Origin of the sequence: Dactylosporangium cerinum, assembly GCF_042653625.1 — a bacterium.
GTDB lineage: Bacteria > Actinomycetota > Actinomycetes > Mycobacteriales > Micromonosporaceae > Dactylosporangium > Dactylosporangium cerinum.
The window spans coordinates 425,861-441,497 of record NZ_JBHSIU010000011.1; the positions used below are offsets into that span (position 1 = coordinate 425,861).

13 protein-coding genes are annotated in these 15,637 nt (G+C 71.3%); 7 read left to right on the plus strand and 6 right to left on the minus strand.

Annotation, left to right across the window (positions count from 1 at the left end):
* Positions 1 to 9: 9 nt before the first annotated feature.
* Positions 10 to 1,170, plus strand: a complete 1,161-nt coding sequence (locus ACFPIJ_RS10910) for an epoxide hydrolase family protein (protein WP_380114596.1) — start codon at positions 10 to 12, stop codon at positions 1,168 to 1,170.
* Between the two features lie 60 nt (positions 1,171 to 1,230).
* Here ACFPIJ_RS10910 and ACFPIJ_RS10915 read toward each other — a convergent pair whose 3' ends face one another.
* From ACFPIJ_RS10915 to ACFPIJ_RS10925, 3 genes are read right to left on the minus strand one after another with little or no spacing between them, the layout of a single operon-like run.
* A complete protein-coding gene (locus tag ACFPIJ_RS10915; RefSeq protein WP_380114597.1) occupies positions 1,231 to 2,619 on the minus strand; it encodes an FAD-dependent oxidoreductase in 1,389 nt (462 codons plus the stop codon).
* Positions 2,600 to 3,742, minus strand: coding sequence for an epoxide hydrolase family protein (locus ACFPIJ_RS10920; protein ID WP_380114598.1), 1,143 nt, complete (start codon positions 3,740 to 3,742; stop codon positions 2,600 to 2,602). The genes ACFPIJ_RS10915 and ACFPIJ_RS10920 overlap by 20 nt, the downstream gene beginning before the upstream one ends.
* Positions 3,742 to 5,334: an FAD-binding oxidoreductase gene (locus tag ACFPIJ_RS10925; protein ID WP_380114599.1), complete on the minus strand. Its 1,593-nt coding sequence runs from the start codon at positions 5,332 to 5,334 to the stop codon at positions 3,742 to 3,744. Before ACFPIJ_RS10925 ends, ACFPIJ_RS10920 begins: the two co-directional genes overlap by 1 nt.
* A 179-nt stretch (positions 5,335 to 5,513) precedes the next feature.
* On the opposite strand from ACFPIJ_RS10925, the gene ACFPIJ_RS10930 reads away from it, so the two are divergent.
* Entirely contained in the window at positions 5,514 to 6,728 is a 1,215-nt protein-coding gene (locus tag ACFPIJ_RS10930; protein WP_380114600.1) for a cytochrome P450 family protein, read from the plus strand.
* Between the two features lie 46 nt (positions 6,729 to 6,774).
* Here ACFPIJ_RS10930 and ACFPIJ_RS10935 read toward each other — a convergent pair whose 3' ends face one another.
* Together ACFPIJ_RS10935 and ACFPIJ_RS10940 are read right to left on the minus strand one after the other, a co-directional pair.
* Positions 6,775 to 8,049, minus strand: coding sequence for a glycosyltransferase (locus ACFPIJ_RS10935; RefSeq protein WP_380114601.1), 1,275 nt, complete (start codon positions 8,047 to 8,049; stop codon positions 6,775 to 6,777).
* A gap of 9 nt (positions 8,050 to 8,058) precedes the next feature.
* Positions 8,059 to 8,829, minus strand: a complete 771-nt coding sequence (locus ACFPIJ_RS10940) for a DUF2306 domain-containing protein (protein WP_380114602.1) — start codon at positions 8,827 to 8,829, stop codon at positions 8,059 to 8,061.
* A gap of 278 nt (positions 8,830 to 9,107) precedes the next feature.
* Between ACFPIJ_RS10940 and ACFPIJ_RS10945 the strand changes: the two genes are divergently transcribed.
* Genes ACFPIJ_RS10945 through ACFPIJ_RS10960 form a run of 4 tightly spaced genes read left to right on the plus strand, consistent with a single transcriptional unit; the run spans position 9,108 to position 14,388 of the window.
* The gene (locus tag ACFPIJ_RS10945; RefSeq protein ID WP_380114603.1) at positions 9,108 to 10,337 is read left to right on the plus strand and encodes an acyltransferase family protein; all 1,230 of its coding nucleotides are present in this window, start codon (positions 9,108 to 9,110) and stop codon (positions 10,335 to 10,337) included.
* Positions 10,330 to 12,429: an AMP-binding protein gene (locus ACFPIJ_RS10950; protein ID WP_380114604.1), complete on the plus strand. Its 2,100-nt coding sequence runs from the start codon at positions 10,330 to 10,332 to the stop codon at positions 12,427 to 12,429. The genes ACFPIJ_RS10945 and ACFPIJ_RS10950 overlap by 8 nt, the downstream gene beginning before the upstream one ends.
* 55 nt (positions 12,430 to 12,484) lie before the next feature.
* Positions 12,485 to 13,045, plus strand: a complete 561-nt coding sequence (locus ACFPIJ_RS10955; protein WP_380114605.1) for a cupin domain-containing protein — start codon at positions 12,485 to 12,487, stop codon at positions 13,043 to 13,045.
* Positions 13,042 to 14,388: an aldehyde dehydrogenase family protein gene (locus ACFPIJ_RS10960; RefSeq protein ID WP_380114606.1), complete on the plus strand. Its 1,347-nt coding sequence runs from the start codon at positions 13,042 to 13,044 to the stop codon at positions 14,386 to 14,388. Before ACFPIJ_RS10955 ends, ACFPIJ_RS10960 begins: the two co-directional genes overlap by 4 nt.
* Positions 14,389 to 14,423: 35 nt before the next feature.
* On the opposite strand, the gene ACFPIJ_RS10965 is transcribed toward ACFPIJ_RS10960, so the two are convergent.
* The gene (locus ACFPIJ_RS10965) at positions 14,424 to 15,104 is read right to left on the minus strand and encodes an RNA-guided endonuclease TnpB family protein (RefSeq protein ID WP_380114607.1); all 681 of its coding nucleotides are present in this window, start codon (positions 15,102 to 15,104) and stop codon (positions 14,424 to 14,426) included.
* A 109-nt stretch (positions 15,105 to 15,213) separates the two neighbouring features.
* On the opposite strand from ACFPIJ_RS10965, the gene tnpA reads away from it, so the two are divergent.
* Positions 15,214 to 15,636 (plus strand): IS200/IS605 family transposase, encoded by a 423-nt coding sequence (tnpA, locus tag ACFPIJ_RS10970; RefSeq protein ID WP_380114608.1) that lies wholly within the window; start codon positions 15,214 to 15,216, stop codon positions 15,634 to 15,636.
* The last annotated feature ends 1 nt before the right edge of the window (position 15,637 follow it).

Consider the following 15,637-nt stretch of genomic DNA (forward strand, 5'->3'; position numbering starts at 1 on the left):
GGCTGCCGTATGCGTCCCTTCCGCATCGATGTCCCGCAAGCCGAGCTCGACGAACTGCACCGGCGGCTCGACGCGGTCCGCTGGCCGACGGAGATCGCCGGCGTCGGCTGGGACCGCGGCGTCCCGCTGAGCTATCTGCGCGACCTGACCGGATACTGGCGGACCGGCTACGACTGGCGGGCCGCCGAGGCCGAACTGAACCGGCACCCCCAGTACACCACCGAGATCGACGGCATGAACGTGCACTTCCTGCACGTGCGCTCGCCGGAGCCGGACGCGACGCCCATCATCCTGACCCACGGGTGGCCGGGCTCGTTCGTGGAGTTCCTGGACCTCATCGGGCCGTTGAGCGACCCGGCGGCCCACGGCGGCGACCCGGCCGACGCGTTCCACGTCGTCGTCCCGAGCATCCCCGGGTTCGGCTTCTCCGAGCCGCCGACCACACCCGGCTACGACGTGCGCCGGGTGGCCCGCACCTGGGCCGAACTGATGCGGCAGCTGGGCTACGACCGCTACATCGCCCAGGGCGGGGACTGGGGGATGCCCATCTCGCTGCAGGTCGGCCTGGCCGACCCGGAGCGCGTCGCCGGCGTGCACGTCAACATGCTGGCCACGTTCCCGCCCGAGGATCCGGCCCTGTTCGAGGGCCTGGACGAGGCCGATCAGGGCCGGCTCGCCCACGCGATGCAGTTCGAGGAGGACGGCACCGGGTGGCGCAAGCTGCAGTCGACGAGGCCGCAGACCGTCGCCTACGCGTTGACCGATTCCCCCGTCGGGCAGCTCGCCTGGATCGTGGAGAAGTTCCAGGAGTGGACGGCGTCGTCGAAGACGCCGGAGGACACCGCCGACCGGGACCGCCTGCTGACCAACGTGATGATCTACTGGCTGACCGCCACGGCCGGGTCGTCGGCGCAGATCTACTACGAGAACAACCACCGTGACGCCGACTTCGTCCGCACCTGGGGCGGCCCGTGGCCGCTGCGCATGCCGGTCGGCGTCGCGGTCTTCCCCGGCGACGTGGTGCGCCCGATCCGCCGCTTCGCCGAAGGGATCCTGCCGACGCTGCACCGCTGGACGGAGTTCGAGCGGGGCGGCCACTTCGCCGCGCTCGAACACCCCGGGGAGCTGGCGGAGGACCTGCGGGCGTTCGCCCGCTCACTCGACAACTGACGCCGCGAATACACGATCGCCGGGCCCAAGTTTCGGGCCCGGCGATCGTGCGTCCGCAGGTCAGTTGCTTGCGGACCGGACGGGCACCGGCGGCGCGGCGGGGGACGAACTGCCGGCGGTGCCGCTGAAGAACGAGCGCAGCACGCGCACAAGGTTGCGGGGGTGCAGCAGCGCCTGGGGCGGGTCGATGAGGCCGGCCGCCCGGATGAAGGCGTTGGTGAGCACCGCGTCGTGCACCGCGGCGAGCTGGAGGCGGGCCACGTAGGCGTTGATGACCTTCGTCTTGAGGGTCCGTCGCCCCTCGACGCCCGGGTAGGCGAGGTCGGCGCCGGCCGACAACGCCCACGGTTGGCCGATGTCCCGGGCGATGTCGCGCAGGAACGCCAGCGGCTGCGGCAGGCCGCGTTCCAGGTGCCTGCCGAGGGTGAGCGACTCGATCGCCGCCACGGTCATGCCCTGCGCGTACAACGGGTTGAAGCTGCACACGGCGTCACCCATGACCAGCAGGCCGGCCGGGAAACGCGACATCCGCTCGTAGTGCCGCCAGACACTGGCCGGGAAGCGGAACATCACCGGCTCGTCGACCGGCTCCGCGTCCCGGACGGCCTCGTAGATCTGCGGCACCGGCAGCGAGCGGGCGAACTCCAGGAACCCCTCGGGGTCCGTCGGCGGGTGGTCACCGAGCATCCCGGTCAGCGAGAGCTCGACCTTGCCCTCGCCCGGGACCCGGTAGAAGAACGCGCCCCGGGGATGCTGCGGCGTCGGCGCCGGGATGATGGCCAGGTCGTCGCCGAAGGGATCGTGGTCGAGCCGGAAGTGCCGGGTGGTGTACGCCAGGTCGATCCTGACCCGTTCCTCCGGCGGCCGGCCGTACCCGAGTTCCTCGAGCCACGCCGGCGTGCGTGAGCCCCGCCCGGTCGTGTCGATCACCAGGTCGGCCCGCAGCGTGCGCGGCTCCTGGGCGTCGTCGCGGGGTTGCACGCGCACCCCGGTCACGCGGGCACTGTCCGCGGTCGTGGCCAGGCCGAGGATGTCGTGCCGCTGGAGGAAGGTCAGGTTGGGGATCTGCTGGACCCGCAGCCGGAGCTGTTTCTCGAGCACGGGACGCGTCGCCGGGACGGACAGCAGCCCCGACGTCGACGGCTGCAGCCGGGCGCCGTTGATGTACCAGCGGATGTCGCCGTTGAAGTCGCCCGGTTTCACACCCGCGGCGACCATCTGGTCGGTGAGCCCCGGGAACTGCGCCTCCAGGATCTGGTGGCCCCGCGCCACGAGCCCGTGCGCGTGCCGGCCGTGCGGGACGCCGCGGCGTGCCGCACTCGCACCGATCAGGTCGTCGCGGTCCACCAGCACGACGCTGGTGAACGCCGGTGCGAGCACCTTGGCCGCCAGGAGCCCGGCGATGCCGCCGCCGAGCACGACGGCCTGCTCACCCACGTGTGTGTTCATTACCGGTCTGCCCTCCTAGGGTGCGGGCGAAGTCGACGACCGACCGCACGTACAGTTCCGGGACCTCGAGCGCGGGGAAATGGCCGCCGCGGTCGTGTTCGTCCCAGCGGGTGATGCTCGGATACGCCCGCTCGGCCAGCCTCCGCACGGGCAGGAAGCAGTCGGCGGGGAACACCGCGACCCCGATCGGGACGGTGACCGGCGGCGGTGGTCCGTCGGCCGCCCGTTGCAACCGCTCGACCTCGTAGTACATCTGCACCGAGGAGCCGATGGCACCGGGCAGCCAGTACAGCATCACGGTGGTCAGCAGCCGATCCCTGTCGATCGTCCCGGCGCCCGGCCCGGACCACTCCTCGTACTTCTCGGCGATCCAGGCCAGCAGCCCGACCGGTGAGTCGTTCAGGCCGTACGCCGGGGTCCGCGGCCGCGTCGACAGCAGCTTGAGATAGCCCATGCCGTCGGCGTCGAACCGCCCGAGGCCGGCCAGCCGCTGCCGATCCTCGTCGTCGAGCCCGGCCAGCTCGTCCAGATCCCCGGACGGGAACACGGCCAGGAAGTTGACGTGCGCGCCGAGCACCCGTTCCGGTGCGAGGCGGGCGATGTCCAGGGAGACGAACGAACCCCAGTCGCCGCCCTGGACCACGAACCGGTCGTAGCCGAGTCGGTCCATCAGCTCGAGCCAGGCCCGCGCGACCCGTGGGATGTCCCAGCCCGGTTCGGTCAGGGGCGTGGAGAACCCGTACCCCGGGATCGACGCGATCACGACGTGGAAGCCTTCGGCGTTGAGCGGCCCGACCACGTCGACGAACTCGGCGAGGGAGCCGGGCCAGCCCGACGTGATGAGGATCGGCACGGCGTCGGGCGCCGACGAGGGGGAGTGTGCGAAGTGGACGGTCGCGCCGTCGATCCCGGTCAGGTACTGGGGGATCCGGTTGAGCTCGTCCTGGGCGGCGGGCCAGTCGTATCCGCGCTGCCAGTGCTCGGCGAGCTCGCGCAGGTAGGACTCGGGCACGCCGCGGTCCCAGTCGTCCCCACCGGCCTGCCGCACCCATCGGGTGCCGGCGATGCGCCGGTGCAGGTCGGCCAGTTCCGCCGGGTCGACGTCGATCTTGAACGGTTCCATCAGGCGCCTCCATCGATCGACAGGGCGTGGTGGAACAGGTTCCGCGGGTCGTACCGCCGCTTCACCCGTTGCAGGCGCGCGTAGTTGTCCCGGTAGTAGAGCGTCGACCACGGCACGCCCGAGGTGTTCCAGGCCGGGTCGGCCAGGTCGACGTCCGGGTAGTTGATGTACGTCCCGGCGGTCTGCCCGTTCGGCACCGGGACGCCGCCGGTGGCGGCGAAGACGTCGCGATACATGGTGCGGATCCATTTCAGGTGGGGGTCGTCGGCGCCGGTGTAGTTGCCGGTGGTGAAGTAGGCGCGCAGCAGCACGTCCCGGCCGGCCGTCGCGGTCGACCCGGGCGCCGGGCGGCCGATCTCGCCGCCGCAGCCGGTGAGGCTCAGCAGCGCCGCCGGGTTGGTGTAGTCCGTCGAGCCGAGGTGCTTCCACAGCGCGGCGATCTGCGCGTCGGTGAAGCCCTGGGCCAGATCCGCGTTCTTCACCTTCTGCCGGCCGGCAGGCTCGACGACCCAGTTGGCGGGGTCGAGCCAGGGCAGCTGTTCGGTCGTCTCGAGCACCGGCGTGAGGCCCACCCCGGCCGAGACCGCCGACAGGTGCGCGTCGAGCAGTTGCGCGGCGCCCGGCATGTCGTCGTCGATGCCGCAGACGATGCCGAGTGTCCCCGCCGAGCGGTGGCCGACGAACAGCGCGCCCCAGACCGTGGCGGCGGGGCCGCCGGGGGCGCGGTTCGCCGCGAACCAGTCGGCGTGGTTGTGCAGCAGCTTCGTGAACGCGGCCGGCGTCATGGTGTCCCAGGACCACATCCGGATCCGCCGCCGCATCGCCCGTGGCGCCTTCGGCAGCAGCGCGCGCGGGTCCTTGGCGGCCGGTCCGGCGGACCGCAGCCAGTACCGGGTCACCACGCCGAAGTTGCCGCCTCCGCCACCGGTGTGCGCCCACCACAGGTCCCGGTTCGGGTCGTCGGGTTCCCGGGTGGCCACCACGGTCCGCGGCCGCCCGCTCGCGTCGACGACAGTGACCTCGACGGCGTACAGGTGATCGCAGGCCAGGCCGTAGCGGCGGGACAGGAAGCCCCAGCCGCCGCCGGCCAGGTGCCCGCCGACGCCGACGTCCGGGCAGGACCCGCCGGGCAGGGTGACGCCCCACCCCTTGAACAGGGTCGCGTACACCTCGCCCAGGGTCGCGCCGGCCTCGACCGCGAAAGCACCCATCGACGGGTCGTAGGAGATGGCGTTCATCTCCGACAGGTCGAGCAGCAGGTCGATGCCGGGCGCCGCGGTGAAGTTCTCCAGGCAGTGCCCGCCGCCGCGGACGGCGAAGGTGCGGCCCGCCGCGCCGGTGAGGACCGTGGCCACCTGGGCCGGATCGTCGATGACGACGACCTTGCCTGGGCTGCCGACGAACCGGGTGTTGAATGCCGTGCGGAAGCTGTCGTACCGCGGGTCACCAGGTGAGATGGTGGCCGGGCCGAAGGGCGGGTCGGACGATGCCGGCACGGCGGCGCCCGCCACGCTGGTCCCCGTCGCCAGGCCGGACGAACCGAGAGCGACGCCGCTGAGCGCCGCTCCGGCCAGAAGTTTACGCCGGTCCATATCGGAGGCTCTCCCTCACTGATGATCGGAGTCACTCGACGCAATCATTGCCGCGAATGCGATCGGGCTCCACTTCAAACGTGCCCAGTTGTGGCGGGCAACGCCGCACGTTCAAGGTACCGGCGCAGCGGGTCCCGTCGATACGCTCGGGCAATTACGCCTGTGCATGGAGGTAGCTGATGGAACCGAGATGTCCTGTCGTCATCGACCCCAACGGGCACGACATCCACGCCGAGGGAAGCCGGATCCACGCCAACGGGCCGATCAGCCGGATCGAGCTGCCGGGCGGGGTCCTCGCCTGGTCGGTCACCGGTCACGACGCGGCGTCGGCCGTGCTCACCGATCGGCGCTTCTCCAAGGACCCGCGCAAGCACTGGGACGACTTCCTGGCCGGGAAGGTCGGCGAGGACTTCCCGCTGATCGGCTGGGTGCTGATGGAGAACCTGACCACCGCCTACGGCAACGACCACAGCCGGCTGCGCAAGCCGTGCGCCAACGCGTTCACCCCGCGCCGGGTCGAGGCCATGCGGCCCCGGGTCGAGCAGCACACCGCCGCACTGCTGGACGAGCTGGCCGCGACCGCCCCCGGTGAGGTCGTCGACATCAAGTCCCGCTTCGCGCACACGCTGCCGTCGCGGGTCATCTGCGAGCTGTTCGGCGTGCCCGAGCAGGACCGGCTGGAGATGCTGCGCGGCGGCGAGGTCAACTCCGACACCACGATCAGCCCCGAGGAGTCGGCGGCCAACTTCGCCCGCTGGCACCAGCAGATGCTCGACTTCGTCGAGGCCAAGCGCCGCGATCCCGGCACCGACCTGACCTCGGACCTGATCGCCACCATGGACCAGCCGGACGGCCTGAGCCCGGACGAGATCGTCGGGACGTTGCACATCATGCTGGCCACCGGCACCGAACCGGTGAAGAACCTCATCGGCAACGCGGTCGCCGCGCTGCTGACCAAGCCCGATCAGCGCAAGCTGGTCGAGGACGGTTCGGCGTCCTGGGACGACCTCATCGACGAGACCCTCCGCGCCGAGGCGCCCGTGGCGCACCTGCCGTTCCGCTTCGCGGTGGAGGACGTCACGGTGGGCGGGGTCACCATCGCCAAGGGGGAGCCGGTGCTCATCAACTTCGCGGCGGTGGGCCGTGACCCGGCCGCGCACGAGGGCCCGGGCGAGTTCGACGTCACCCGGCCGGACAAGGACAACCTGTCCTTCGGGGCCGGCATCTACCGGTGCATCGGCCAGTCGCTGGCCCGGCTGGAGGCGCAGGTGGCGCTGCCGGCGCTGTTCGAGCGGTTCCCGGGGATCACCCTGGCGGTCGACGCCGAGGACCTGCGCCCGCAGGGCACGTTCATCATGAACGGCCTCGACACCGTGCCGGTGCGGCTGCAGTGAGTCCGCGCAGCGGCCCCGCCGCCCCGCTGGGGGCGACGGGGCCGGTTCAGCGTTCCCGGTGCCGCAGCACCAGGTCCTGCAGCAGCGGCACCACCTCGTTGGGGGTGGGCAGGCTGCGAATGCCGGCGCTCAGCCGGAGGGCGTTGGCCGCGAACGACTCGTCGTCGAGCACCCGCAGCAGATCCGCCCGTAGCCCGTCGGCGGTGAGCTGGTCGGCGTCGCCGGCGTAGATGCCGGCGCCCTGCTCCTCGACGCCGTTGGCCATGGCGAGGGGCCCCCACCACTTCTCGCTGAAGTAGGTGTTGGGCACGATGAGCTGCGGGACCGCGTGCTTGACGGCGGCCGCGAACGTGCCCGCGCCTCCACTGTGGACGATTGCCGAGCAGGTGGGCAGCAGGACGTTCAGCGGCGCGAACTCGACGACCCGCACGTTGTCGGGCAGGCGCGGCAGCCCGGCCACCTGCTTCGCGCTGAGCGTGGCCACGACCTCGACGTCCAGGTCGGCGACGGCGTCGAACATGACACTGGCCTGCAGCTCGAAGCCGAACGCGGTGTCGCGGTGCGACAGGCCGAGCGACACGCAGATCCGCCGCCGGCCGATGTCCTCGGAGAGCCAGGGCTCGACGATCGACGGGCCGTGGTAGGGCACGTGCCGCATCGTGAGGTGGTTGACGCCCTCCGGGCGCCAGACCCACGGCGGCATCGGGAAGATGGTGCAGTCACCGATCGCGGTGCGTTCGTCGTAGTCGCGGCCGTAGCCGTGCAGGATGGGCTCCAGCCAGTCGCGCACGGGGTCGTCCTGCAGCGGTCCCGGTGCCGGCCCGCGGCAGGCGGTGCGGAGCTGGCCGTAGCCGTCCGAGCCGAACAGCAGGCGGGCGCTGGCGGCGCCGCTGGTCGCGGCGGCCACCGACCCGGAGTACACGAACGGGTCCCAGACCACCAGATCGGGCCGCCAGCGATCGGCGAAGGCGACCAGGTCGTGGATCGCGCCGTCGGGGTTGAACAGCCGCCGGATCCCCGCGATGCTGGCGGCCAGTTCGGCGGCCGGATCGTCCTGCGCGTACTCGCGCTGGTGGGCCTTCTTGCGGTCCGGGGTCAGGTGCAGCACCGCGAGGTCCTGCGCGGCGGCGTTCATCTCGGTGTCCAGCGGGACGACCGGCCCGATCGGCACCCCGGTCAGTCCGGTGGCGGCGATGTTCGCGGCCATCTCCGGCGACGCGGCCACCCTGACGTCGTGCCCGGCGGTGTACAGGGCCGAGGCGAGCGGGACCTGGACGTACAGGTGCGAGCGGAACGGCGCGGTGACGAAGAGGATGCGCACGGCGCCACCTCACCGGTCCCCGACGGGCACGGCCCGCTCGTCGATGGCGCGCTGCTCCTCGGCGGGCAGCGTGTGCTGCACGCCGTTGCGCCTGTCGGTGCGCTCCAGCCACCACTGCACGACGAGCAGGTTGATGAACCAGCCGCCCCAGCGGGCCATCTCGAAGACGTAGCCGACGTCGAACTTGACCGGCAGCAACAGGTACAGGTTCACCGTGGCGCGGCCCCAGAGGATGCCCAGCGCCAGCGCGACGCTGTAGAGCATGAACCGGCGGTGCAGGGCGTAGCGGTGGTGCTTGGCGTGCCAGAAGCCGATGGCGGTGACCGCGAACCAGAGCACGGCGTGGAAGGTGATGCCCATGTTGGCGCTCCAGCCGTGGGTCAGCGGCATGATGGCCAGCGCCAGCAGCGCCGACGGCAGCGCGCCGCCGAACACGTAGATGCGCCCGACGGTGCGGTGCACCTTCGGATGGGTCCGGCGCAGCCAGGGCCACAGCTGCAGGCACAGCGTCGACAGCGCGATCGTGCCGGCGGCGATGTGCAGGATCAGCAGCGTGTAGTGCCCGGCGAAGTCGGGGCGCAGCACGATCCGTGACTTGGCGGGGTCGAGCCCGAGATATGGCGGCAGCGTGTCGATGAGGAACGCCGCGACGAACAGTGCGACCAGGAGCACGCCCGGGCGCACCCGCCGCCGGCGGTCGCGGTTGCTGGGCGGTGCCGGCTCGGCGTCGACTCCGGGCCGTCCTTCGGCCACTCGGGTGATCTCTGCATGCTGTGTCACGAGTCGACTCCCATCGATTCCCGGTTGGCGGGTCGGACTTCGCCGTTCAGCGTTTCACGCACGCCACGACGGGAGCGTCTTCCGGATTGCTGCGTCGTGACCGGCGCACGGCAATACCGAAGATGCGCGTGCGGGGCGGGTGTCGTGAGGATGAATTCGCCAGTACTCCGGTCCCCGGCAGGAGGCCCTTTCTGGAAAGGCCGACGATGTCGATAGCGAGTGATGATCGATCCGGAAGCTTCAGGCTGTCACGGGAGCGGCTCCCATCACTGACGGGCATGCGCTTCATCGGCGCGTTCGGGGTGTTCCTCTACCACGCCACCGGACCCTTCATGTTTCCTCCGGGCACCTTCGACCAGCGCGTGCCGTTCGCGACGCGCAACGTCGGTGCCCTGGCCCTGTCGTTCTTCTTCATCCTCACCGGTTTCGTGCTGACCTGGTCGGCCCGGCCGGCCGACGGCCCGGGACGGTTCTGGTTCCGGCGCATCGTGAAGCTGTACCCGAACCACCTCGTCACGTTCCTCATCATGTTGGTCCTGCTGGACTTCACGAACCTCTGGTCGTTCCGGGACGGCGCGACCGGTGTGCTGCCCTCGCTGTTCCTCGTGCAGTCGTGGTCGCCCAACCCGTACATCAACATCGGCATCAACGCGGTCAGCTGGTCGCTGTCGGTCGACGCGTTCTTCCTGCTGCTGTTCCCGGCGTGGTTGTGGCTGCTGAACCGGATCCGGGTCGACCGGCTGTGGTTCTGGCTGGCCGGCGTGGTCGCGCTGATGATCGCCGTGCCGTTCATCGCGAAGCTGCTGCCCTACGAGCCGATGCTGCCGCCGCAGCTCATCGGCGCGCCGACCTCGGCCTGGCAGTGGTGGTTCGTCTACAACTCGCCGGCCACCCGGGCGCTGGAGTGCCTCGCCGGCAGCCTGGCCGCCCGGATCGTCCTGCATGGACTGTGGCCGAAGATGAGCCTGAAGGCCGTCCTGCCGTTCCTCGCCGTCACGTACACGATCAGCATCTTCCTGCCGATCAACTGGTACGGCATCGTCGCGATCTCGGCCGTGCCGATGATCCTGGTGACGGTGGCGCTGACCCAGCGCGACGTCGAAGGGCAGCGGTCGTTCCTCGGCCATCCGTGGATGCTCTGGCTGGGCGCCATCGCATACGCCTTCTATCTGCTGCATCGCATCATCCTCGAGGTGTTCATCCCGGGGTTCGCCAAGAACATCCAGTGGAACGCGCTGAGCGCCACCGGGATGATCCTGCTGATGCTGGCCCTGACCGTCGGGCTGTCGTGGGCACTGTTCGCGCTCGTCGAGCGACCCCTGGTCCGGAAGTTCTCGCCGTCGGACCCCACCGGGCGCACCCCCGCACCGGAAGCGGACCTGTCCGGGCGCGAGTCCGCCGAGCGCGAGTCCGTCAAGGAAGTCGACCAGTACGGGCGGCCCGCGCCCGCAACCCGCGCCGAGCCGGTCGGCGTGGCAGCGGGGAAAGACGGTGGTCGACGTGCCTGAGACCGACGCCCTCGCGGGCCTGGACAAGGGCGCCCGCGTCGTCATCCGCCAGACCGGCAGCGAGCCGCTCGCCGAGCTGCTCCTCGACTGCCTGGACGCCGAACTGGTCGCCGTCCCGGTCCACCCCGGGGCGGACGACCGGGAGGTGGCCGAGCTGGCCCGGCGCGTCTCGGCGTCGCGGATCATCTCCGGCCGGCCGGGACGGCCGCCCGAGGTGACCGACCTGCCGGGCCGCCCGGAGCATCCCGAAGCCGCCGGCCTCGCCCTGATCATGTTCACGTCCGGGTCGACCGGCCGGCCGAAGGGCGTGAAGCTCAGCCGGCGCGCTGTGCTCGGCAACGCCCGCAAGACCGCGGAACTGCACGGCATCACGCCGCAGCGGCCGCACGGCACCTGCCTGCCGCTGTTCCACTGCAACGCGCTGGTGATGTCGCTGTACGGCACCCATCTCACCGGCAGTCCGCTGGTGCTGCACGAGTGGTCCGACCCGGCCGCCTACTTCGACGCCCTGCGCGCGGGCGGCGCGCGGACCGCATCGATCGTGCCGGCGCTGCTGTCCGATCTGGTGGAGACCGGTCCCGAGTGGCCGGAGTCCCTCGACTACCTCATCACCGCCGCCGCGCCGCTGTCGCGCGACGTGGCGGCCCGGTTCCACCGCCGGTACGGACCCCGGATCCGGCAGGGTTTCGGGCTCACCGAGTCGATCAACTTCAGCACCCTGATGCCGTTGCTCGACGACGCCGACTTCGTCCGCGAGTGCGTCGAGCAGGTGCCCCCGGTGGGCGTGCCGGTGCCGGAGACCGAGGTCCGCATCGAACGCGGCGAGGTCTGGCTGCGCTCGCCGGAGCTCATGGACGGCTATTGGGAGGACCCGAAGACCACGTCGCGGACGCTCACCCGCGACGGCTGGCTGCGCACCGGCGACCTCGGCGACCTGCGCGACGGCTACCTCGTCCTGCGCGGTCGCCGGGCCGAGACGATCAACCGGGGCGGCGAGAAGTATCAGCCGGCCGACCTCGAAGAACGCTGGCGGCGAGTGGGCACGGCGGTGCCGGTGGCCGAGCCGTCGCTGGGGCAGGAGATCGGGCTCGTCCTGGCCGGCCAGGACATCGAGGCGATCCGGCCGTTGCTGTCCGGGGGCGGCATCCGCCCGGCGGTCGTGCAGTCGGGCGGGCTGGTGACCACGTCGGTCGGCAAGCCGCGGCGCACCCTGATGGGGCGCCGGCTCGCGGTGCGCCGCGACAGCGGCCGCCGCTACGAGGAACTGCTCGACTACGCGGCCACCTCCGCGCAGGCGGTGCTGGCCGGCCCGCACCACCCCACCTGCCCGCAGGCCAAGCACATCTACGAGCAGATCGAGGCGCTGGTCGCCGCCCACACCACACCGGTGACCACCCGGTCGTTCCTGCGGACCGCCGCCCACGACGCGCTGGACGCGCTGGTCGAGGCGTGGCCGTCGATCGCCGACGGCACCACCGGGGGAGAGGCGCTCATGCGGGAGCACCGCGGGCTGTGGCGGCGGCTGATGACCGAGTGGCCGATGGGGGACTACGCCCAGCTGATGGCCGAGGTCCTGCAGGCCGGCGGCGCCCTGACCGGGCGGGTGCTGGAGCTGGGCACCGGCGTCGGCAACACCACGTCGCTGGTCGCTGACCGGGTCGACGGCGAGTTCGTGTGGTCGGACCGGCTGCCCGAGATGGTCGAGCGGGGGCAGTGGCCGGGCCGGGGCGTCGTCTACGACCTCGACGCGGCACCGCCGGCCGGCCTGGGCCGCTTCGACACCATCTTCGCGACCAACGTGCTGCACTGCGTCGACGATCCCGCGCGGACGCTGGCCACGCTGCGCTCCCTGCTGGCCGACGGCGGGCGGATCTTCCTCGCCGAGGGCGCCGGCCCGACGCTGGCCGACGAGACCCCCTGGGCACTGGATCACCTGTTCTCGCTCTGGGACGGCTGGTGGGACCGCGGCGGCTTCCGCAGCCGCTGGCAGTGGCTGGCGCTGCTGGCCGGGGCCGGCCTGCGCGACCGCGGGCTGTCCGTCCTGCGCGCCGGGCGCCACGACCTCGGCGGCGTCGTCTGGGCCCGCCGATAGACCGACCCACTCCCGCTCGTAGCCACCCCATTCTGGAGTCAACCCGGAGGGCGACATGGACGACCACACGACGCCGGACCTGGACATCGTCACCTGGGCCAAGGCCGAGGTGCACGACGATCACACGGACCTGCGGCTCGAACACTCGGAACGACCGGTCTCGCTGCACGGCGCCCACGACGCGACCGGGGAGGCTCTGGTCACCAACGGTGCGGTCGGCGCCGACATCATCCGCCTCCCGGCCGGGGCCGGCTTCCAGCCGCACACCCATCCCGGCCACCACGTCCTGACCGTCGTCGCCGGGTCCGGCACCATCACCTACGCGGGGCGCGTCCACGAGACCCACGCGGGCCAGACCTACCTGATCGAGGGCGACGTCCCGCATGCCGTCGGCGCGATCACCGACCATGTGATCCTCGCGGTCGGCTCCCCGCACAAGGCGATCGACGCCGAGGACCGGATGGCCCCGGTGCCCTACGAGGAGGTCGTCACCCCGTTCGGCGACCTCACCTGCATGATCTGTGACCTGCACGCCGTGGCGCCGGCGCGGCTGCACGACGTGGACTGCGAGCACTGTCCGTGCGACGACTGCGTCGGCGGCGGTGACGAGAGGTGACCTCGCCGCTGACCGATCCCCGCACCGGGGCCCGCCGAGGTGAGGCGACCCTCTCCCGCGCGCCCGAGGTCGACAAGGCCGTCGCCGCCGCGGCGACGGCCGCACCGGCCTGGCGGGCACTGCCGGGCCGGGACCGGGCCCGCCGCCTGGACCGGCTGGCCGACCTCATCGCCGCCCACCACGACGACTACGTGGCCCGGGAGCGGGCCGGCACCGGCAAGCCCCTGGCCGAGGCGGCCGGCGAGGTCGACGAGGTCGTGGACCTCTTCCGGTACTTCGCCCAGGCCGCCCGGGCCGCGCTGGCACCGGCCGGCGGGCACCTGATCGACGGGCACGAGAGCTGGGTCCGGTGGGAACCCGTCGGCGTCGTCGGGGTGGTCGTGCCGTGGAACTATCCGCTGATGATGGCCGCCTGGCGGTGCGCCCCGGCGCTGGCCACCGGCAACGTCGTGGTGCTGAAGCCGGCCGAGACCACCCCGGACTCCGCGCTGCGGCTGGCCGAGGACGCCGCCGAGGCGCTGGGCGACGCGGTGCTGCAGGTCGTGCCCGGCGACCGGTCGACCGGGCAGCTGCTGGTCGGGTCCGATGTGGACGCGGTGGCCTTCACCGGCAGTCTCCGCGGCGGCCTGGACGTGTCGGCCCGCTCCGGCGTCCGTCGCGTGAGCCTCGAACTGGGCGGCAACTGCCCGGTGGTGCTGCTGCCGGACGCGCCCGAGGACACCTGGGCGGCGCTGGCCGCGGCGGCGGTCTACAACGCCGGTCAGAGCTGCGCGGCCCCGGCCCGGGTGATCACCCTGCGGGAGAACTACGCCGAGGCCGTGGACCGGCTCGGTGCGGCGATGGCCGGGCGGGTCGCCGGCGTGGACTTCGGGCCGATGAACAGCGCCGAGCAGGCCGGGCGGCTGGACCGGATCCGGTCGGAGAGCCGGGCCGGTCACGTCACCGAGGGCAGGGTGGAGGTCGGCACCGGCGAGCGCGACGGTTACTGGCGGGCGGCGGCCGTGCTGTCCGATCTGCCCGAGGACGACCCGGCCGTGCTGGAGGAGCTCTTCGGCCCGGTCCTGACCGTGCAGTGCGCCGAGGACGTCGGGCAGGCAGTCGCCATGGCCAACAGCGTGCCGCAGGCACTCGCGGCCAGCGTGTGGAGCCGCGACGTGCGCCGGGCCCTGCGGGTCGCCGCCAGGATCGACGCGGGTGAGGTCTGGGTGAACTGCCACCTCGCCCAGACCGCCGAGCTTCCGCACGGCGGCCGGGGCGACTCCGGGACCGGGACCGACCTCAGCGTGCTGGCGCTGCACGAATATCAGCGCCCGAAGACGGTCACCGTCAAGGTCACGGATTAACGCTTCCCCACGGATGAATCCGGGGGATTTCTGACTCAGGCTGCACGCAACCCGCTCCCGGAGGAGGTGATTGCATGTCTTGCGCCATCAACGCCAGCACGGTCACGCTCCACCGTGGCGAGGATGAGCCTCGCAGCGTTCTCGTCGCGCCCAGCGGTGTAGCCGCAGGACTCGCAGACGAAGATCCGTACACCCATCCCGAGTCTTTGCTTGGCTCTCGTCAAACACCCGGAACAGGTCATGGTCGTGTAGGCGGGCGGTACCAGCACCACCCTCCGGCCCGCCCGCGTGCCACGTTCGATCAGTTCTCGCTTCGCCGCACCGATCGCGGCGTCGGCGGCCTTACGCGCCATCGTCGACTTGGCGAGGAACGTCGGTTTGAAGTCCTCGACGGCGATCGTCTGATGGTTGTCGACGACGGCCTTGGCCCAGATGCGGGCGGTGTGCTGGTTCTGCCGGGCGGCCTTCTTGTGCAGCTTCGCGGCCTGCCGTTTCGCGCGCAGGTAGCCCTTCGAGTAGCCCGTGGAGGCGGCGTGACCTCGCGGTGGGCGGCGGCGGGCCATCTTGCGCTGCGCCTTCGCGAGTTCGGCCGCGCACCTTCTGCGGTAGCCGTGGTACGGCACGTTGTAGGCGGGCAGAGCTTGGCGAAGGTGGGTTTCCGGCCGATCTTCTGTTGGTGGACGGCCTCGTTCCACAGCCAGCGGCAGCGTCCCCATTCGGCGAGCAGTGCGGCTTCCGCCGTCGCGCCGGGGCGCAGACGGTAGGTGTAGCGCAACGTCTCCTCCACGACAAACACCGTACAACATGTGGCCACACGGTGTCGCCGTGGACGAGGTCCGATCGAACAACAACGTCGTCTACCGCCGCAACTTCCACGAGGTCTGGTGCCGAAATACCGGCGGCCGATCACCACCGGCGCGGTCGATGGCCGACTCAAAGAAAATCATCCGCGAGGTGCGCGCCGAACGGGACTTGCCCATCGAAGCGATCGAGACCATGCCCGATCACGTGCACCTGCTCGTCGTCTGCGATCCGCAGTTCGGCATCCATCGCCTCGTCAAGCAGATCAAGGGTCGGTCTTCACGACTCCTCCGCGCCGAGTTTCCCCACCTCAAGTCCAGGCTGCCGACCCTGTGGACCAACTCGTACTTCGTCGCCACAACGGGCGGCGCGACCCTGGAGATCGTCAAACACTATGTCGAGAACCAACGCAACGTTTCAAGCACTCCCTTACCTCCCCATGGCTGAA

Excerpts from the sequence above, each read along its gene's own strand:
- ACFPIJ_RS10910 (WP_380114596.1), top strand. The coding sequence starts at position 10 with ATGCGTCCCTTCCGCATCGATGTCCCGCAAGCCGAGCTCGACGAACTG.
- ACFPIJ_RS10945 (WP_380114603.1), top strand. The coding sequence starts at position 9,108 with ATGCGCTTCATCGGCGCGTTCGGGGTGTTCCTCTACCACGCCACCGGA.
- ACFPIJ_RS10965 (WP_380114607.1), bottom strand. The coding sequence starts at position 15,104 with ATGGGGACGCTGCCGCTGGCTGTGGAACGAGGCCGTCCACCAACAGAA.
- ACFPIJ_RS10930 (WP_380114600.1), top strand. The coding sequence starts at position 5,514 with ATGGAACCGAGATGTCCTGTCGTCATCGACCCCAACGGGCACGACATC.
- ACFPIJ_RS10925 (WP_380114599.1), bottom strand. The coding sequence starts at position 5,334 with ATGGACCGGCGTAAACTTCTGGCCGGAGCGGCGCTCAGCGGCGTCGCT.
- ACFPIJ_RS10920 (WP_380114598.1), bottom strand. The coding sequence starts at position 3,742 with ATGGAACCGTTCAAGATCGACGTCGACCCGGCGGAACTGGCCGACCTG.
- ACFPIJ_RS10955 (WP_380114605.1), top strand. The coding sequence starts at position 12,485 with ATGGACGACCACACGACGCCGGACCTGGACATCGTCACCTGGGCCAAG.
- ACFPIJ_RS10915 (WP_380114597.1), bottom strand. The coding sequence starts at position 2,619 with ATGAACACACACGTGGGTGAGCAGGCCGTCGTGCTCGGCGGCGGCATC.